Source organism: Sphingomonas citri (assembly GCF_019429485.1).
In the GTDB taxonomy this organism is placed as follows: Bacteria; Pseudomonadota; Alphaproteobacteria; order Sphingomonadales; family Sphingomonadaceae; genus Sphingomonas; species Sphingomonas citri.
Genome location: NZ_JAHXZN010000001.1, coordinates 110,103 through 127,722, shown reverse-complemented (window position 1 = coordinate 127,722; position 17,620 = coordinate 110,103). Strand labels below are relative to the sequence as shown.

The window sequence follows — 17,620 nt, the reverse complement described above, 5'->3', positions numbered from 1 at the left end:
TATGTACCGGTCGGTAGCGTTTTTTCTTACCAGCGGCTCAGCGTGTCGGCCACATCGCGAGACTGGTGTCGACCACCTGCTCGAGCTCGGTGCGGGTGGCGCCCGAACCGGCCTGCACCGCCATCCCCTGCAGGATCGCGTAGAGATACTGGCAGAGTGCCTGGGGCGTGATGTGCGCGGGAAACTCGCCGGCCTGTTGCGCCTGCTCGAACCGCTCGACCAGCGCCTTCTGCGACGACGCACGACGCGCGATCACGTCGTCCTTGATCGACTGTTGCTCGTCGCCGCAGGCGGTGGCGTGGATCACGCCCATGCAGCCCTTGGGACCGCCGCTGTTGCACTGCGCCTCGATCGCGCCGCGCATGAAATGCTCGGCCACGGCGCGCGCGGTCGGCTGGTTGAGCGCCTCGCGCGTGTAGGCGAGCTTCTCCGCCTCGTAGAGGTCGAGCGCCTTGTGGAACAACGCTTCCTTGTTGCCGAAGGCGGCGTAGAGGCTGGGCTTGGTGATCCCCATCGCCGAGGTGAGGTCCGCCATCGACGCGCCCTCATAGCCCTTGGTCCAGAAGACGCCGAGCGCGGCGGCGAGCGCCTGCTCGGTGCAGAACTCGCGCGGACGGCCCTTGACGGCGGCACAGGCGGTGGCAGTGGATTCCATAACGCGCGGTATGTAATGCGCCTGCAACGCCGCGTCTAGGTCGGCGGCGCTCGGCTCGTCCCGTCGCGGCGCGGCTCGGGACGGCTCGTCCCGGCACCCGGCACCCGGCGCGAGCGGAACGGCACCTTTGCCGCAGCCTCACCTTCTTCGTCACCCCGGACTTGTTCGGGGTGACGGGGCGTCGAAACGAAGGTCGCGCCCGCACCGCAGGACACCCGCGGCTCCCCGCTCAGCGATAGCGCCCCATCTTCACCTTCAGCACCTGCGGGCGATCGACCAGGTTGATGCCGTAATCGGTCTGGTCGCCGTTCCACACGCGCGACATGACCCATTTGCCGGCCTTGAAGCCGCCCTCCTCTACTCGCACCACCATTCCCTCGCCGCTCGCGGCGGAGAAGGTGACGCGCGCGTGGTCGCCCACCAGCAGGAACTCGTCGTCGGAGAGCTGCGCCACCGCGACGCCGCCGACCGGCTCGTTCGCCCAAGGCGCCGGGTCGGCCTTGAGCCAGGTCCACTCGCGCATGCCGAACTGCCACTCGCCCCAGGTCGCCGCGATCTTCCACGCGCCGAGCGTCGTGGAGACAGCGGCGCCGTCGTCGGGCTTGGCCGCACCCCAGGTAGGGCGCGAGGCCGCGATCCGTGCCCAGTCGCGCGCGATCGGCGCGAGCGTGGCATAGGGCAGAGCGATGGCGTCGAGCGTCGCCGGGTCGAGCGACTTGGCGCCCAGCGGGAAGTTGAAATATCCCGTCGCATCCATGCCGAACGGGGCATAGCCGATCGCCCCGCGGCCCAGCGCGGCGTAGAAGAATCGCGCGAACTCGCGCGCGTTGCCGATCTCCGGTACCATCAGCGCATTGTCGGGGCGCGCGTATTTGTCGAGATACTGGATCACGTTGGCGCTCTTGCGATCGTAGATGTCGGGCGCGGCGAAATCGATCGAAGGTGCCGCTGCCTTCCAGATGTCGAGCACGTCCTGCTGCGGCCCCCCGCTGGCGACGCCGTCGGGATCGGGCACGTTCGACGGCCCGGCGAGCGCCGCGTTGACGTACATCGGCAGCGGCTTGGCCTTCTTCCCCGCCTCGGCGATGGCGTTGACGTAGGAGGCGACGTACCAGGTGTTGAAGGCGCGGTCGGCCTGCGCGCCGAACGCCTGCGCCCAGGTGCCGCGCTTGCCGGTGCGCTTCGCCAGCACGGCCGGGATAGGCTGCGCGAACAAGCGGTTGCCCTCCGCGCCATAGTCGCGCGGGTTGCGATAGCTGCCCGTCTCATTCTCCGGCTGGACCATCACGACCGTGTGCTGCTGGTCGTGGTCGCGGAGATATTCCATCACCTTGACGAAGGCGCGCCGATCCGCCGCCAGCGTCGCCTGCGACAGCGGGGTGAGCACGCCGTGATCCTTGCCGTCGCGCGTCTTCATGCGCGGGAAGCGGCGGTTGTCGAGCTTGACCCAGTCGGGCGTGTAGCCCGGGCTGGTGTTCTTCCACGTGCCGAACCACAGCAGCACCACGCGCTTGTCGTGCGCGCGCGCCTGATCGAGCAGCGTCTGGAGGAAGGAGAGGTCGAACTGCCCTTCGCGCGGCTCGACCTGCTGCCAGGCGATCGGGATCTCGATCGTGTTGGCGTGGATGCGGTCGAGAACCGGCCACACCTCGGGCAGCGCCGCGGCATAGTTGCTCGAATTGTTGACCTGCGCGCCCAGCATCAGGAACGGCGCCCCGTCGACCAGCAGCGCGTGGCGCCCGCTTTGGCTCACCAGCCGCGGCAGCGGCGCGGCGCCCTGCGCGCCCGCGCCCGCCGCCGCCAGCGCGGCCGCTGCCGCCGCCGCGAGCACTGCGGCTCGTCCCAACAACGTGATCATTCACCCTCCCCCTTCGGATCGCCGTACATGATGCCGCGGCCATCGGTGCCGACATAGACACGGCCGTAGCGCCGCGGGTCGCCGCTGATCACGCGCAGCCGCAGTCCCCAGCGGTGCGCCGCGTCGTTGATCTGGATCCAGCGCGCGCCACCGTCGGTCGATCGGTAGATCCCTCGCGTGCCGTCCACCGTCGCGATCGCGTAGAGGGCCGGCCAGATGCTGCCGGGCGCCGCCTTGCCGAGGCCGTAGCGGTCGATCCGGGCCGCCCCGTCCGCGCGCGTCCAATGCTCGCCCGCGTCCTCCGAGTGATAGAGCGTGCCCGCAGCGAGCAGCCACAAAGCGCCAGCCCGCCCCGGCACCGCCACCAGCGGGTTGGCCGCCTCGCGTCCCACCGCGCGTGCACCCGACAGGTCGGCCGGCAGCCCCTGCCCCGCGGCGGGCGCGAAGCTGGCACCACCGTCGTCACTGCGGAGAAGGCGGCCACGCCCGGCGTCGACCGCGTAGAAGCGCATCGGGTCCACCTTGTCCGCCGTCACGCGCGCGCCGACGGGCAGGCCGGCGACCGCGCGCCACGTCGCGCCGCGATCGCGGGTGAGCAGCGGGCGGTCGCTCTCGACCAGGAAGGTGGCGCCGTCCGCCGAGACGGTGATCGCGGCGCTGCCGGTCTGCGCCCGCGCGGGCGTGCCGTCAGCGCGCGGGATCGTCTCGCTCGCGGGCAGGCGAAGCGGCGCCCAAACTTCGCCACCGTCCTGCGACCAGGCGAGCGAGGTGTCGGGCACCACCGGCTTGTGCGTGTTGCCGCTGCGGACCAGCACCAGCGGCGCCGCGCCGGCATAGTCGAGCGAGTTGGTGTTGGTGAGGAACGGCGTGCGGTGGACGTGCGCGGGCGAGCGCGTGAGGTCGGCGTGGCGGAAGCCGCCGAGATCGCCGAAGCCCGACACCAGCGGCGCGCCGCCGGTCGGGCTCACCAGCGTGATGATCGCGGTCTGCTCGATCCCGCGCGTCCAGGGCCTCCAGCGCATCGTGCCCGGACGCGAGAAGTCGTCGGTGGCGTAGACGGTCGCGCCGGTGACATAGGCGGCGTGCGCCGGATCAAACGGGTCGATCGCGAGCCCCGCGATCCAGTGGCCAAAATTCGCCCGACCGTCGAAGTCGAGGAACGGCGTGACGCCGACGTCTCGCGTGCTGCGGCGCCACAGCTCGTCCCAGTGCGCGCCCGCGTCGGTGGAGCGCCACACCGTGTCGACCGGCTGGTACCGGTTGACCGTGCTGACCGCGATGACACGTGGATCCTGCGCCGAGACCGCGACGCCGAAGAAGCCGCCGGGCACCTCACCCGCCGCGCGCGGCGGGGTGAGGTCGCGCCACGTGCCGGCGTCGGGATCGTAGCGCCACACCGCGCCGTCTTTGACGCCGTTCGGCCCGATCGCGTCGCTGTAACTCAGCGTGACGACGCCGTCCCCGCCGACCGCGGCCTTGACCGGGAGCAAGGCGGCACGCGGCCCGCCCGAGACCGCGCGCCACGTCGCGCCGCCGTCGTCCGAGCGGAACAGGTGGTGCTCGCCCGGGTCTGTGCTGCCGACGAACATGCGGCCGCGGTGCGCCGGGTCGAACAACACGAACGACAGCCCGCCGTGCGTCGTCCGCGGCCGGTCGGGGCGACCGAGACCGGCGAGCGGGAAGGCTGCGACCTTGTGCCACGTCGCGGCGGAGTCATCGCTGCGCCACAGACCGTCGTGGCGCGAACCGAAGAACAGCGTCGCGCGCGCGTCGGGGTCGATCGCGAGCCGCTCACCCAGACCGCGGCCGTCCTCGTTGCCCCCCATCGCGAACGGCACCGGCGTCGTGCGCCAGTGCGTGCCGCGGTCGCTCGAGCGCAGGATCGCCGAAGGGCCGCGCGCGCCCATCCCGACCGCGAGATAGACGAGGTCCGCGTCGACCGGATCGGGCGCGACGCTCTCCACGCCCATGTAGCTCGCCTCGGCGACGTCGTCCTGCAACGGCACCCAGCGGCCGCCGGCAGCGTCCCAGCGATAGGCGCCGCCCATATCGGTGCGGAGATAGGCGAGCCCGCGCTCGGCACGGCTGAAGACGATGCCGGGCGCGAACCCGCCGCCGCCGACCGTCACGTTGCGCCAAGCATAAGGAAGGGTCGGTGCGGCGAGAACGTTCACCGACAGCGCGATGAGCGAGGCGAGAAGCATGGCAGCCGACCGGATCCTCACCCCTTCTCCCTTTCGCGCGATTTATCAGATCACTTGTGCGAGTGCCGGCTATGGCACGAAAGGTACCGCTACCACAATGGCTTCCGGCCAGCTCCACGATCCTGCGTCGTCATCCTGCACTCGCTCCAAGAACCATGGTACCGCGAGTCCAATGACGGCGGCGCGCGCGGAACGGTGGATCCTGGAACGAGTCCAGGATGGCGCCAGACGACAGGTCGCGCTAATCCTTACCGCGCCCGCGCGCCGGGTCGACGCCGCGGTGCCGCGTCCGACTGACGCCGCACCAACGTGTGATCGAGCACGAGATCGGGCGCACTGGCCGATGGATCGTCGCGTCTCGCACGCAGCATCTGAGTCAGCATCTGCACCGCGGCGCGGCTCATGTCCGCGATCGGCTGGTGGATCGTGGTGAGCTCGGGCCAGATCGTCGTCGCCAGCGTGCTGTCGTCGAAGCCGACCACGGTGAGGTCGCCCGGCACGTCGAGCCCGCGCCGATGCGCCACCGCCACGCTGGCGGCGGCCATGTCGTCGTTGCTGGCGAAGATCGCGCTGGGCGGCTGCGCGATGTCGAGCAACTCCTCGGTCGCGTCGAGCCCAGAGCGATAACTGAACAGCCCGCGCGCCACCAGCGACTCGTCCTGCGGCAGCCCGGCCGCCGCCAGCGCGTCGCGATAGCCCGCCAGTCGCTCCTCGCTGGCGGTAAGGTTTGGGTTGCCGGTGATGAAGCCGATGCGCTGGTGCCCGAGCGCGAGCAGATGCGCGGTCATCGCGCGCGCGGCGGCGCGATCGTCGATCGACACCCGGCCGATCCCAGCGGGCGAGCTGCTCGTCGCCACCACCACGGTCGGCACGCGTGCGGCGAGCAGCACGTCGAGGACGAGCGGCGAGTCGCACAAGGGCGGCGGCAGGATGATGCCGTCGACACCCGAGGCGACCAGGCGAGCGGCGACCTCGGCCTCATGCTCGCCGGGGTCGCATTTCTGCACCACCAGCTGGATGTCGCCGCGCCCCGCCTCGTCGAGGCTGCCCAGCAGGAAGGCGCTGAGATAGGCCTCGCTGGGGTTGCTGTAGAGCAGCCCGAGCCGCACCTGCGACGCCCCCGCCAGGCTGCGCGCGGCGCGGTTGGGCGCATAATCGAGCCGCTGGATCGCCTCGCGTACCGCCGCGCGGGTCGCCTCGCGCACGTTGTTCTCACCGTTGATGACGCGCGATACCGTCATGGTCGAGACGCCGGCGAGCTGCGCCACGTCGGCGATCGTCGGTGCCCCGGTCTGGCGCGACCCGGTGCCGCGGACCCTGCGGATATCCCCACTCATGGCTGCGATACGTACCAGTAAAAGCTGCCGCGCCTAGTCGCCGCGACGAAAATGCTGATAGCGTTCTCAAGCCGCCGCTTCTATGTTCACGCCGTCTAGGGGATCGCACCGCCAGGGGCCGGCGACCCGTCTCGGGAGGGGAAGAATGGGGCGTTTCTCACAGATCTCGCTGGCGCTGCTGCTCGCCGGCAGCGCCACTGCCGGCATCGCGCAGGTGGCGCATCCGGATCGCTGGCCCGCGGCCAAGAGCGTCGGCCTGGTCGACGCCGCGACCGAGGCGAAGGTCACCGCGCTGATGAAGCAGATGACGCTCGAGGAGAAGATCGGGCAGATGATCCAGGCCGACATCGGCTCGATCAAGCCCGAGGATCTGCGTCGCTACCCGCTCGGCTCGATCCTGGCGGGGGGCAGCTCGCCGCCGCTCGGCAGCCCGGATCGCTCGCCCGCCGCCGCCTGGGTCGCCACCTCGCGCGCGTTCAACGCGGTGGCGCTGGAGAAGCGCGCCGGTCACGTAGCCATCCCGCTGATGTTCGGCGTCGACGCGGTGCACGGCGACAACAATGTGGTGGGCGCCACGCTCTTTCCGCACAACAGCGCGCTCGGCGCGATGCGCGACCCTGCGCTGATCCGCCGCATCGGCGCGGTCACCGCCGAGGAGACCGCGGCGGCGGGGATCGACTGGGCCTTCGGGCCGACGCTGGCGGTGCCGCAGGACGATCGCTGGGGCCGCGCCTACGAGGGATATTCGGAGGACCCGGCGGTGGTCGCCTCCTATGCCGGCGCGATGATCGAGGGGCTGCAGGGCATCCCCGGCCAGCAGGGCATCCAGCGCGGCCATGTCGCCGCGAGCCCGAAGCATTTCCTCGGCGACGGCGGCACCAGGGACGGCGTCGACCAGGGCGACACGCAGGTCGACGAACAGACGCTGATCAAGGTTCACGGCGCCGGCTACCCGCCCGCGATCAAGGCCGGCGCGATGACGGTGATGGCCAGCTTCTCGAGCTGGAACGGCCAGAAGATGCACGGCAATCACTCGCTGCTGACCGACGTGCTCAAGGGCCGCATGGGGTTCGAGGGCTTCGTCGTCGGCGACTGGAACGGCCATGGCCAGGTGCCGGGCTGCACCAACACCGACTGCCCCGCCACCTTCGCCGCCGGGCTCGACATGGCGATGGCGCCGGACAGCTGGAAGGGCATGTTCGACACCACGCTCGCCGCGGTGAAGGCGGGCAAGCTGCCGATGACGCGAGTCGACGACGCGGTACGCCGCATCCTACGCGTCAAGTTGAAGCTCGGGCTGTTCGACCCGGCGCGGCCGTGGGAGGCGCGCGGCGCGACGGTGGGCTCGGCCGAGCATCGCGCGGTGGCGCGCGAGGCGGTGGCGAAGAGCTTGGTGCTGCTCAAGAACAATGGCGTGCTGCCGGTCAAGGCGAGCGCCAACATCCTCGTGGTGGGGGACGCGGCGGATGACATCGGCCGCCAGGCCGGCGGCTGGACCCTGTCGTGGCAGGGCGACGGCAACACCAACGCCGACTTCCCCGGCGCAACCTCGATCTACGCCGGGATCGCCGCCGCGGCCAAGGCGGGCGGCGGCACTGCGACGCTGTCGCGCGACGGCAGCTTCACCGCGAAGCCCGACGTCGCGATCGTCGTCTTCGGCGAGCAGCCCTATGCCGAGATGCGCGGCGACGTGCGTACGCTCGAGTTCGAGCCGGGTGACAAACAGTCGCTGGCCTTGCTCAAGAAGCTGAAGGCGGCCGGGGTGCCGACGGTCTCGGTGTTCCTGTCGGGACGGCCGTTGTGGGTCAATCCCGAGCTCAACCAGTCGGACGCCTTCGTGGCGGCCTGGTTCCCCGGCTCCGAGGGCGCAGGCGTCGCCGACGTGCTGGTCGGCGGCAAGCGCGACTTCACCGGCAAGCTCTCCTTCAGCTGGCCCAGGACCGCCGGCCAGTTCACGCTCAACAAGGGCGCACCGGGCTACGATCCCTTGTTCCCGTTCGGCTATGGGCTGAGCTACGCCAGCCGCGCCAGCGTGCCGGCGCTCAGCGAGGAAGCCGGCGTCGACGCCAGCCTCGCCAACACCAGCCTGTTCTTCGCGCGCGGGCGCGTGCCGGCGCCGTTCCAGCTCGCGCTCGACCCGACAGTGACGCGTACCGCGGTGGACAGCGCGACCGCGCAGGAAGGCGCGGTGCAGCTGAGCTGGCGCGGCGCGGGCAGCGCGCGGATCACCGGCCCGGCGCTGTCGCTGGTGCGGGAGACCAATGCCGACCTCAACCTTCAGGTCAGCTACCGCATCGACCGTGCCGCGACCGGGCCGGTGTCGCTGGCGCTCGGCGGCGGCAAGGTCGACGTCGCGCGCGCGCTCGACTCGAGCGCCGGCTGGCACGTGCTGCGCGTGCCGCTGAAATGCTTCCGCTCGGCGGGCGCGACCATGGAGTCGGTCGATACGCCGATGGCGCTGACCGCGACCGCGCCGTTCACGGTCGCGATCTCCGATATCCGGCTCGCCACCGACCCCGCGGGTGCGGTATGTCCGGGCGCATGACGATGGACCTGCCCGGGAACCTGCCCAGCCGCCGCGCCGTGATCGCCGCGCTCACCGCCGCGCCGCTCGCCGCGCCTCTCGCCGCCGCCGCCGCACCCGCGGCGCCGGACGATATACCCGGCGCGACGATCCTGCTCTGGCCCGACGCCGCGCCCGGCGCGCCCGCGACGTTGCCTACGCCCAAGATCGAGCAACGATCGAAGGACGCGGGCTTCAACGACCGCTGGGTCACCGGCGTGGCACGACCGGGCCTGACGGTACGCCGTCCGGCGCGCCCCAGCGGCGCCGCGGTGCTGCTGATTCCCGGCGGGGGCTACGGCTTCATCGCCTGGGACAATGAGGGCGAGGAGCAGGCGCGCTGGCTCAACAAGCTGGGCGTGACCTGCTTCATCCTCTCCTACCGCCTGCCCGCGGAGGGCTGGGGCAACCGCGCGCTGGTGCCGCTGCAGGACGCGCAGCGAGCGGTGCGGCTGATCCGCGCCCGCGCGGGCGACTTCGGGGTCGATCCCAAGCGGGTCGCGGTTCTGGGCTTCTCCGCGGGCGGACATCTCGCCGGCAGCCTCGCCGCGCGCCACGCCGAGCCGGTCTACCCGCCGGTCGACGCCGCCGACGAGCAGTCGGCGCGACCCGATCTCGCCGGACTGATCTACCCGGTAGTCACCCTGGCAGAGACCTTCACGCACGAGGGTTCGCGCGACAACCTGCTGGGCACGCCGTCGAGCGACGCGCAGCGCCGCGACGCGTCGGTCGAGCGCCGCGTGACCGCGGACACGCCGCCGGTCTTCCTCGTCCATGCGAGCGACGATAACACGGTGCCGATCGCGAACAGCCTGGTGCTGTATCAGGCGCTGCTGGCCGCGAAGCGGCCGGCCGAGCTGCACGCCTTCGATCAGGGCGGACACGGCTTCGGCACGCGCCTGCCCGACAGCGCCCCGGGATCGGTATGGCCGAAGCTGTTCGCCGCTTATGCCGCTCGGCACGGGGTGTTCCCGGCAGCGGGGTGATGAGCGCGGAAGGGGCAAGCCGGTTGGGATCGGCCTCCCCTTCGACCCCTTCCGTCATTCCTGCGTAGGCAGGAATCCAGACACGCTGAGCTTGCGGCGCGAAGCGTGACGTCGGCGCGCCTGGATCCCCGCCTACGCGGGGATGACGAACGGCGGAGGACAAAGGAGACCCGCAACCTCAGGCAGCGGTCACCGATCTCCTACCCCCAACCAGCGCCACGCCCCCGCCCTCACATCTCGCCGCGCGCGCGCCGGATCGCGAACCACCGCTTCACGTTGGCGTTGTGCTGCTCGAGCGTGTCGGCGAAGACGTGCCCGCCGGTGCCGTCCGCCACGAAATACAGCGCGCGCGACGGCGCCGGATCGAGCACCGCGTCGATCGACAATCGCCCGGGATTGGCGATCGGCCCGACCGGCAGGCCGGTCGAGGCATAGGTGTTGTAACCGTTCTTCGCGCGTAGCTCGCTCTGGCGGATGCGGCGGCCGAGCGGTCGCCCCTTGGTGATCGGATAGATCACGGTCGGATCGGCCTGGAGCGGCATGCCGAGCCGCAGCCGGTTGGAATAGACCGCCGCCACCATCCGCCGCTCCGCCGGCTTGCCGGTCTCCTTCTCGACGATCGAGGCGAGCACCAGCGCCTGCTGCGGCGTCGTCACGGCCGCGGTCGGCTTGCGCCGCGCCCAGGCAGCGGCGAGATAGGTGCGCATCGCGCGCTGCATTCGCGCCAACACCGCGGCGCGCGGCTCGCCGCGCTCGAACGAATAGCCGTCCGGCAGCACCGAGCCCTCCGCCGGCACCGCGACGTCGCCGCTCAGCGCGCCGGCACGCAGCAGCACGTCGCGCACCATCACCGCGGGCAGGCCCTCCGGGATGACGACCAGCCGCTGCACCACCTTGCCGCTCTGGAGCAGCGCGAGCACCTGCGACGCGCTGGCCCGCGCGGGGATCGCATATTCGCCGGCGCGGATCGGCGTCGCGCTGCCGAACAGCCGCGCCTGCAGGCGGAAGCGGTGCGCCGAGGCGATCACCCCCGCGCGCTCGAGCGCGGTGGCGGCGCCCGCCAGTGAGCTGCCCTCTGCGACGGTCACGGTCGCGTCACGCCGCAGCGGACCGGCGCCCTTCCATCCCTGCGCCACCCACACCCCCGCGCCGAACAGCAGCAGCGCGACGAGCAGTCCCAGGCAGCCGAGCCGGCGCATGATTCAGTGGCCTCAGATCGTCTTCATCACCAGCGAGGCATTGGTGCCGCCGAAGCCGAAGCTGTTGTTGAGCACCGCGCGCACCTCGCGCCGACGCGCGACATGCGGCACGAGGTCGACCCCCTCGGCGCCCTCCGACGGATTGTCGAGGTTGAGCGTCGGCGGCACGACTTGGTCGCGCATCGCCAGGATGCAGAAGATGCTCTCCACCGCGCCGGCCCCGCCGAGCAAGTGACCGATCGCCGACTTGGTCGAGCTCATCGACAGGCCGCCGATCGCGTCGCCGAAGAGCCGCTTGACCGCGCCCAGCTCGATCATGTCCGCCATCGTCGAGGTGCCGTGCGCGTTGATGTAATCGATGTCCGAGAGCGCGAGGCCCGACTTGCGCATCGCCATCTCCATCGCGCGATACGCGCCCGACCCCTCGGGCTCCGGCGCGGTGACGTGGAAGGCGTCGCCCGACAGGCCGTAGCCCACCACCTCGGCGTAGATATTGGCGCCGCGCGCCTTGGCCCGCTCATATTCCTCGAGCACGACGACGCCCGCGCCCTCGCCCATGACGAAGCCGTCTCGATCGCGGTCATACGGGCGGCTGGCCTGCTCGGGCCGGTCGTTGAAGCTGGTGTTGAGCGCGCGCGCCGCCGCGAAGCCGGCGATGCCGATCGGGCACACCGTGCTCTCCGACCCGCCCGCGAGCATCACGTCGGCGTCGTCCAGCGCGATCATCCGCGCGGCGTCGCCGATCGAGTGCGCGCCGGTCGAGCAGGCCGTCACCACGGCATGGTTCGGCCCCATCAGCCCGTATTTGATCGAGACCTGGCCCGAGATGAGGTTGATCAGCCGCCCGTGGACGAAGTGCGGGCTGACCCGCTTCGGCCCCTTCTCGGCGAGAACGAGCGATTCGCTCTCGATGCCCGGCAGGCCGCCGATGCCCGAGCCGATCGAGCAGCCGGCGCGCAACCGCTCCGCCTCGCTCATCTCGGTGAGCCCCGCGTCCTCGAGCGCCTGTCCGGCCGCGTCGATGCCGTAGACGATGAAGGGATCGACCTGGCGCTGAATCTTGTGATCGACCCGCCTGTCAGGATCGAAGCCCCAGGGATGGTCGGCGGGCTTCACCTCGCACGCGATCGTGCACTTCTGGTCCGACGCGTCGAAGCGCGTGATCGGGCCAGCGCCCGACTTACCCGCGATCAGATTGGACCAGCAGGTCTCCACGTCGGCCCCGATCGGGGTGACGAGGCCGAGACCGGTGACGACGACACGGCGCATAGACGTTCCTTCTTCCCCGGCGCTGCGCCACGCGTCGCGCCGCCGGTCCTTCTAAACGAAACGGCTCCCCACCCCCTAGCCGAGGACGGAGAGCCGCTCAGATCAGCTCGCTAGAGCGGGAGGTCTCCCCCCGTTCCTCAGCCCTTGTGCTCGTCGATATAGGTGATCGCGTCCTTCACGGTCGAGATCTTCTCGGCCGCGTCGTCGGGGATCTCGACGCCGAACTCTTCCTCGAACGCCATCACCAGCTCGACGATGTCGAGGCTGTCCGCGCCCAGATCGTCGATGAAGCTGGCGTCCTCGGTGACCTTGTCGGCCTCGACGCCGAGATGCTCGACGACGATCTTCTTCACGCGGTCGGCGGTCTCGCTCATAGCTTTCCCTCTTTCAATTGGGGGGTAGGTTTCGAATTGCTGAACGCAGGTAGAACGGGCTCGCTCCCGTGGCAAGGGTGCGAATGGCTCGCGACGCCCCCCCGACCCGCGCGTTTCGCCGCCCCAGCGGCTCAGACCATCGCCATACCGCCGTTGACGTGCAGCGTCTGGCCGGTGACGTACCCCGCCTCGCGCGACGCCAGATACACCACCGCCGCGGCGATGTCCTCGCCGCTGCCAAGGTCGCCGGCGGGGATGCGCCCGAGCAGCGCGTTCTTCTGCGCCTCGGGGAGCACGCCGGTCATCGCCGAGCGGATGAAGCCCGGCGCGACGCAGTTGACGGTGATATTGCGGCTGGCGAGCTCCTGCGCCAGCGCCTTCGACATGCCGACGAGGCCGGCCTTGGACGCGGCGTAATTGGCCTGACCCGGGTTGCCGGTCTGCCCCACGACGGAGGTAATCGAGACGACGCGGCCGAAGCGCGCCTTCATCATCGGCTTGGCGGCGGCGCGGATCAGGCGGAAGGCGGCCTCGAGGTTGACCCGGATCACCTGGTCCCACTCGTCGTCCTTCATCCGCATCGCGAGATTGTCGCGCGTGACGCCGGCATTGTTGACGAGCACGTCGAGCTTGCCGAGCGCCTCTACCGCGCGCGGGACCAGCGCGTCCACCGCGGCGGCGTCGGACAGGTCGCAGGCAAGCGCGACATGCTCACCGCCGAGCTCGTCACGGAAGCGTTCCAGCTTGTCGGCGTTCGAGCCCGACAGCGCGAGCCGCGCGCCCTGCGCGGCTAGCCCGCGCGCGATGGCGGACCCGATCCCGCCGGAAGCGCCGGTGACCAGCGCGGTCATGCCTGTGAGATCGAACATCGTGGCTCCTCGTATCTGGTCTGCCGCTTTATCGCCTCCGATCTGGTCGGCAAGCCCGCATTGGGACGGACGAGGCCCGTGACAAAGCGTCGAAGGCGCCGCTAAGATCGACCTAAGTCGCTTATGCCGAAGGGAGGTATGAGCGGCGCGGGGGAAAGCGGGGAGATGACCAGCATCGCGGGTGCCAGCGTCGCGGGGGCGAGCGCGGGCAGCGAAGTCGAGCGGGACGACGGCGCCCTGCCACGCGGCGGGCGCGATCGCGCCATCGACGGATGGCGCGCGATCGCGGCGCTGTTCGTCGTGGTCGCGCATGCCGCGACCTTCCGCTTCGGCGCGGCGGAGGGAGCGCTCGCGCACGTCGCGCAGCGCCTGGCGACGCCGCTGGCGCAGACGGGCGTTCAGATCTTCTTCGTCATCAGCGGCTATATCATCACCGCGCTGATGATGCGCGAGCGGCAGGCCAGCGGCCGTGTCGACCTCGCCGCTTTCTACACCCGGCGCAGCTGCCGTATCCTGCCGCCGCTGCTCGTCTATTATGCCAGCCTCGTCATGCTGGACGCGAGCGGCGCGCTGTCGCTGCCGCTGACCAGCCTGGTGTCCTCCGTCAGCTTCTCCTGCAACACCGGGATCGTCGACTGTCACTGGTGGGTAGCGCACACGTGGTCACTCGCGGTGGAGGAGCAATTCTACCTCGCCTGGCCGATGATCTTCGTGCTGGTGGCGCCGCTGTTGCGCGTGCGCCTGCTCGCGCTCGGCGTGATCGCGTGCGGCATCGCGGTCGCGGCGCGGCCGGGCGTGTTCCACAGCAACGCCACGTCGTTCGGTTGTATCGCCGCTGGCGCGCTCTACGCCTCGAGCGCCGGTCTGCGCCGGACGATCCAACGCGCCCGTGCGACCGTACCGTGGCTCGGCGCGGTGGCGCTGCTGGCCGTCGCGCCGCTGACCCGGCTCGATGCCGCGGTCGCGGTGTTCCTGCCGCCGCTCGTCACCTATGTCGTCTTCTGCGGCAATGCGCTGCCCTGGGTGCGCACGATCCTGGCAGCTCCGCCGCTCCAGCTGGTCGGCGCGGCCTCGTACAGCCTGTACCTGTGGCAGCAGCTTTTTCTGGCGCAGCCGCGTCACTACGCGGCGGACGCGCCGTCCCTCCTGCTGTTGCCCCTCGCTGTGCTGGCATCGGTGTGGCTGGTCGAGCGCCCGTCGATCGCGCTCGGCCGCCGGCTGTCACATCGCGACGCGGTCGCGGTCCCGGTGTGATCAGAGCCGCTTCAGCAGCGCCTCGACGTCGTCCATCGATACCACGCTGACAGCCTCGACGTCGGGCGCGATGCGCTTGACCATCGGCGCGAGCACCTTGCCGCCGAACTCGACGAACTCGGTCACCCCCGCGTCCACCATCGCCAGCACCGACTCGCGCCAGCGCACGCGCCCGGTCACCTGCTCGACCAGCAGCCGGCGGATCGCGCCGGGGTCGGCCACCGCGGCGGCGTCGACGTTGGCGAAGACCGGCACCAAAGGCGCGCGCAGCTCGGCCTCGGCCAGCGCCGATTCCATCGCGCGCGCGGCATCCTCCATCAGCGAGCAGTGGAACGGCGCCGAGACGGGTAGCAGCACCGCGCGCTTGGCGCCGAGTTCCTTGGCAAGCGCGATCGCGCGCTCCACCGCGAGGCGGTGCCCCGAGATCACCACCTGCGACGGGTCGTTGTCGTTGGCGACGGTGCAGACCAAAGGCTCGCCGCCCTCGGCCAGGATCGAGTCGACCGCGGCGCCCGCGATCGTCTCGGCCTTAGCGACGTCGGCGCCGAGCAGCGCCGCCATAGCCCCCTCGCCCACCGGCACCGCCGCCTGCATCGCCTGACCGCGCCGCTTGAGCAGCCGCGCCGTCGTCGCGAGGTCGAAGGTCTCGGCCGCGCACAGAGCGGTATATTCACCCAGCGAGTGGCCCGCGACATAATCGGCCTTGTCGGCGAGCACGACGCCGCCTTCCTGCGTCAGCACGCGGAGCGTCGCGATCGCGTTGGCCATGATCGCGGGCTGAGCGTTCTCGGTCAGCGTGAGGTCGTCGGCCGGCCCCTCCGCCATCAGCCGGCGCAGGTTCTGGCCGAGCGCCTCGTCGACCTCGCCGAACACCTCGCGCGCGACCGCCGAGGCGTCGGCCAGCGCGGCACCCATGCCGACCGCCTGGCTGCCCTGACCGGGGAAGATGAACGCGCGCATCGTGCCTCTCCTTGGAAAGGCTGCGCTGCTACGGCGGCGCTCCCGGTCGGTCAACCGCAGGCCCTTGCGCGCGAAGCGGTTCTGCGGCATAGCGCGCCCACTCGGGGCGGGAAGCTACGGCTTCTTCCGCCCCTTGTTGTTGCACGACAGCCGGAGGGGCGTGGCACATGGGGTGCCCGTCAGCGATCGGCCAACATAGAGGTACATGCATGGCTCTGTACGAGCACGTGTTCCTTGCGCGCCAGGATCTGGCACAGGCGCAAGTGGACGCGCTGGCGGAAGCCGCGACCAAGGTGGTCACCGACCACGGCGGCACGGTCGTCAAGACCGAGACCTGGGGCCTGCGCAGCCTCGCCTATCGCATCGCGAAGAACCGCAAGGCGCATTACGTGATGCTCGAGATCGACGCGCCGGGCGACACGGTCGCCGAGCTGGAGCGTCAGACCAGCATCAACGAGGACGTGATCCGCTACATGACCGTGCGCGTCGACGAGCACGAGCAGGGTCCGACCGTGATGATGCGCAAGCAGGAGCGCGACCGCGAGCGCCGTGGCGAGCGCGGGGAGCGTGGCGACCGCGGGGATCGCGGTGATCGGGGCGACCGTCCGCGTCGTGACCGCGAAGAGGAGAACGCATAATGGCGCGCCCGTTTTTCCGCCGCCGCAAGTCGTGCCCGTTCAGCGCCAAGGACGCGCCGCGGATCGACTATAAGGACGTGCGTCTGCTGCAGGGCTTCGTGTCCGAGCGCGGCAAGATCGTCCCGTCGCGCATCACCTCGGTGAGCGCCAAGAAGCAGCGCGAGTTGGCGCAGGCGATCAAGCGCGCCCGCCACCTGGGCCTGCTGCCCTACGTCGTGAAGTAAGGAGAAGAGCAGATGGACGTCATTCTGCTTGAGCGCGTCGAGAAGCTCGGCGGCATCGGCGACGTGGTGAAGGTGAAGGACGGGTTCGCCCGCAACTTCCTGCTGCCGCGCAAGAAGGCGCTGCGCGCCAACGAGGCCAACCGCAAGGTGTTCGAGGCCAATCGCGCGCGCATCGAGGCCGAGAACGCGTCGCGGCGCTCGGACGCGGAGAAGGAGGCCGGCTCGTTCAAGGACGCGCAGGTCACCCTGATCCGCCAGTCGTCGAACACCGGCCAGCTGTACGGCTCGGTCGCGGTGCGCGACCTGGTCGAGGCGCTCGAGGCCGACGGTCACAAGGTGACCAAGAGCCAGATCGTGCTCGACCGCCCGATCAAGGCGATCGGCGTGTACGACGTGCGCGTGCAGCTCCACCCTGAGGTGGCGGTGACCGTGAAGGTCAATGTCGCGCGCTCGCCGGAAGAGGCCGAGATGCAGGCGCAGGGCGTCGACGTCATGGCGCAGGTCTTCGAGGAAGGCCGCGACCAGGGCGGCTTCACCGAGGATTACGATCCCAACGCCGAGCCGGGTGCGACCGCCGAGGCGCAGGACGAGCCGGCGCAGGGCTGAGCCCCGTGCCACCATTCCCGGTGTACAGAAAGGCCCGCCCGGAGCGATCCGGGCGGGCCTTTCCGTTGGGCGCCGTGGGGGGGGGTTGGGGGAAACGACGCCCGGGGGGCTGTGGGTTCAGGGCACCGTCACGACCGCGCCGACCACTGCGGCGAGCGGGACAAGTGCTAGAACTAGCGGCATAATCTTGCTCATGGCGCGACCTGTTGTGCTGGATCGCCGGGGAGAATGCCTGCCGCGCGCAAAGGTTGCGGCGGGCTGAACGAAAAGGCGCTGCGACAAAGCGTTTCCGCGTGCGACGAGCGACGCTGCCGAACGGAACGCGCGCGATCCGGGCGGGTTGATCTGCAGTGACGGCGACCGCGCATCGGATCGGGTGCGACGGTGGTCTTGGTATGAGCGTAAGGACATTCGGGTCGTGACGGCGACGGACAGAGACAGGAGAGAGCGCCTCACCGCGCTGGGCAAGGTGCTGCGCACGAGCGTGATGGTGCCGACCGACACCTATATCACGCACGACATCCCGCTGTTGCTGACGCGACTGTCGCAGGTGCCGGCGAGCGGGACGAAGCGAGAGAAGTAGGTCGCACGCCGTTACAGCGCGCGTTGATCCCTCCTCCCGGC

General features: G+C 70.5%; 16 protein-coding genes. 7 read left to right on the top strand and 9 right to left on the bottom strand.

Features of this window, described 5'->3' with window-relative positions:
- Positions 1–37: 37 nt before the first annotated feature.
- The 4 genes from KZ820_RS00710 to KZ820_RS00695 all read right to left on the bottom strand — a co-directional run bounded on the left by KZ820_RS00710 (position 38) and on the right by KZ820_RS00695 (position 6,054).
- Positions 38–655, bottom strand: coding sequence for a TetR/AcrR family transcriptional regulator (locus KZ820_RS00710; protein WP_219746823.1), 618 nt, complete (start codon positions 653–655; stop codon positions 38–40).
- A 229-nt stretch (positions 656–884) separates the two neighbouring features.
- Complete coding sequence (locus KZ820_RS00705) at positions 885–2,513, bottom strand: DUF5597 domain-containing protein (protein ID WP_219746822.1); 1,629 nt, start codon at positions 2,511–2,513, stop codon at positions 885–887.
- On the bottom strand, positions 2,510–4,738 hold the full coding sequence (locus KZ820_RS00700) for a WD40/YVTN/BNR-like repeat-containing protein (protein ID WP_308462082.1): 2,229 nt from the start codon (positions 4,736–4,738) through the stop codon (positions 2,510–2,512). The genes KZ820_RS00705 and KZ820_RS00700 overlap by 4 nt, the downstream gene beginning before the upstream one ends.
- Before the next feature lie 227 nt (positions 4,739–4,965).
- Positions 4,966–6,054 carry a LacI family DNA-binding transcriptional regulator gene (locus KZ820_RS00695; RefSeq protein ID WP_219746821.1) on the bottom strand — a complete coding sequence of 363 codons (1,089 nt, stop codon included), beginning with the start codon at positions 6,052–6,054 and terminating at the stop codon, positions 4,966–4,968.
- 145 nt (positions 6,055–6,199) lie between these two features.
- Here KZ820_RS00695 and KZ820_RS00690 point away from each other — a divergent pair, with 145 nt between their 5' ends.
- Entirely contained in the window at positions 6,200–8,599 is a 2,400-nt protein-coding gene (locus tag KZ820_RS00690; RefSeq protein ID WP_219746820.1) for a glycoside hydrolase family 3 protein, read from the top strand.
- The gene (locus KZ820_RS00685; RefSeq protein ID WP_373368986.1) at positions 8,596–9,603 is read left to right on the top strand and encodes an alpha/beta hydrolase; all 1,008 of its coding nucleotides are present in this window, start codon (positions 8,596–8,598) and stop codon (positions 9,601–9,603) included. Before KZ820_RS00690 ends, KZ820_RS00685 begins: the two co-directional genes overlap by 4 nt.
- Positions 9,604–9,833: 230 nt before the next feature.
- On the opposite strand, the gene mltG is transcribed toward KZ820_RS00685, so the two are convergent.
- From mltG to fabG, 4 genes are all read right to left on the bottom strand, one after another.
- Positions 9,834–10,802, bottom strand: coding sequence for an endolytic transglycosylase MltG (gene mltG, locus KZ820_RS00680; protein WP_219746818.1), 969 nt, complete (start codon positions 10,800–10,802; stop codon positions 9,834–9,836).
- Positions 10,803–10,814: 12 nt separating this feature from the next.
- Positions 10,815–12,071, bottom strand: a complete 1,257-nt coding sequence (gene fabF, locus KZ820_RS00675) for a beta-ketoacyl-ACP synthase II (RefSeq protein WP_219746817.1) — start codon at positions 12,069–12,071, stop codon at positions 10,815–10,817.
- Between the two features lie 137 nt (positions 12,072–12,208).
- Positions 12,209–12,445, bottom strand: a complete 237-nt coding sequence (locus KZ820_RS00670; RefSeq protein ID WP_028056834.1) for an acyl carrier protein — start codon at positions 12,443–12,445, stop codon at positions 12,209–12,211.
- Between the two features lie 131 nt (positions 12,446–12,576).
- Positions 12,577–13,314 carry a 3-oxoacyl-[acyl-carrier-protein] reductase gene (gene fabG / locus KZ820_RS00665; RefSeq protein WP_219746816.1) on the bottom strand — a complete coding sequence of 246 codons (738 nt, stop codon included), beginning with the start codon at positions 13,312–13,314 and terminating at the stop codon, positions 12,577–12,579.
- 165 nt (positions 13,315–13,479) lie between these two features.
- Between fabG and KZ820_RS00660 the strand changes: the two genes are divergently transcribed.
- On the top strand, positions 13,480–14,568 hold the full coding sequence (locus tag KZ820_RS00660; protein WP_219746815.1) for an acyltransferase family protein: 1,089 nt from the start codon (positions 13,480–13,482) through the stop codon (positions 14,566–14,568).
- Here KZ820_RS00660 and fabD read toward each other — a convergent pair whose 3' ends face one another.
- Positions 14,569–15,528 carry an ACP S-malonyltransferase gene (gene fabD / locus KZ820_RS00655; RefSeq protein ID WP_219746814.1) on the bottom strand — a complete coding sequence of 320 codons (960 nt, stop codon included), beginning with the start codon at positions 15,526–15,528 and terminating at the stop codon, positions 14,569–14,571.
- Positions 15,529–15,737: 209 nt separating this feature from the next.
- Here fabD and rpsF point away from each other — a divergent pair, with 209 nt between their 5' ends.
- The 4 genes from rpsF to KZ820_RS00635 all read left to right on the top strand — a co-directional run bounded on the left by rpsF (position 15,738) and on the right by KZ820_RS00635 (position 17,579).
- A complete protein-coding gene (rpsF, locus tag KZ820_RS00650) occupies positions 15,738–16,166 on the top strand; it encodes a 30S ribosomal protein S6 (RefSeq protein ID WP_132907505.1) in 429 nt (142 codons plus the stop codon).
- On the top strand, positions 16,166–16,390 hold the full coding sequence (gene rpsR, locus KZ820_RS00645; protein ID WP_007403456.1) for a 30S ribosomal protein S18: 225 nt from the start codon (positions 16,166–16,168) through the stop codon (positions 16,388–16,390). Before rpsF ends, rpsR begins: the two co-directional genes overlap by 1 nt.
- 12 nt (positions 16,391–16,402) lie before the next feature.
- On the top strand, positions 16,403–16,996 hold the full coding sequence (gene rplI, locus KZ820_RS00640) for a 50S ribosomal protein L9 (protein WP_132907504.1): 594 nt from the start codon (positions 16,403–16,405) through the stop codon (positions 16,994–16,996).
- Between the two features lie 418 nt (positions 16,997–17,414).
- The gene (locus KZ820_RS00635; RefSeq protein ID WP_219746813.1) at positions 17,415–17,579 is read left to right on the top strand and encodes a hypothetical protein; all 165 of its coding nucleotides are present in this window, start codon (positions 17,415–17,417) and stop codon (positions 17,577–17,579) included.
- Positions 17,580–17,620 lie beyond the last annotated feature (41 nt).

What these genes read in the sequence shown, in the direction of transcription:
- KZ820_RS00710 (WP_219746823.1), bottom strand. Translation starts at nt 655, where the DNA reads ATGGAATCCACTGCCACCGCCTGTGCCGCCGTCAAGGGCCGTCCGCGC.
- KZ820_RS00705 (WP_219746822.1), bottom strand. Translation starts at nt 2,513, where the DNA reads ATGATCACGTTGTTGGGACGAGCCGCAGTGCTCGCGGCGGCGGCAGCG.
- KZ820_RS00695 (WP_219746821.1), bottom strand. Translation starts at nt 6,054, where the DNA reads ATGAGTGGGGATATCCGCAGGGTCCGCGGCACCGGGTCGCGCCAGACC.
- KZ820_RS00690 (WP_219746820.1), top strand. Translation starts at nt 6,200, where the DNA reads ATGGGGCGTTTCTCACAGATCTCGCTGGCGCTGCTGCTCGCCGGCAGC.
- KZ820_RS00685 (WP_373368986.1), top strand. Translation starts at nt 8,596, where the DNA reads ATGACGATGGACCTGCCCGGGAACCTGCCCAGCCGCCGCGCCGTGATC.
- mltG (WP_219746818.1), bottom strand. Translation starts at nt 10,802, where the DNA reads ATGCGCCGGCTCGGCTGCCTGGGACTGCTCGTCGCGCTGCTGCTGTTC.
- fabF (WP_219746817.1), bottom strand. Translation starts at nt 12,071, where the DNA reads ATGCGCCGTGTCGTCGTCACCGGTCTCGGCCTCGTCACCCCGATCGGG.
- KZ820_RS00670 (WP_028056834.1), bottom strand. Translation starts at nt 12,445, where the DNA reads ATGAGCGAGACCGCCGACCGCGTGAAGAAGATCGTCGTCGAGCATCTC.
- fabG (WP_219746816.1), bottom strand. Translation starts at nt 13,314, where the DNA reads ATGTTCGATCTCACAGGCATGACCGCGCTGGTCACCGGCGCTTCCGGC.
- KZ820_RS00660 (WP_219746815.1), top strand. Translation starts at nt 13,480, where the DNA reads ATGACCAGCATCGCGGGTGCCAGCGTCGCGGGGGCGAGCGCGGGCAGC.
- fabD (WP_219746814.1), bottom strand. Translation starts at nt 15,528, where the DNA reads ATGCGCGCGTTCATCTTCCCCGGTCAGGGCAGCCAGGCGGTCGGCATG.
- rpsF (WP_132907505.1), top strand. Translation starts at nt 15,738, where the DNA reads ATGGCTCTGTACGAGCACGTGTTCCTTGCGCGCCAGGATCTGGCACAG.
- rpsR (WP_007403456.1), top strand. Translation starts at nt 16,166, where the DNA reads ATGGCGCGCCCGTTTTTCCGCCGCCGCAAGTCGTGCCCGTTCAGCGCC.
- rplI (WP_132907504.1), top strand. Translation starts at nt 16,403, where the DNA reads ATGGACGTCATTCTGCTTGAGCGCGTCGAGAAGCTCGGCGGCATCGGC.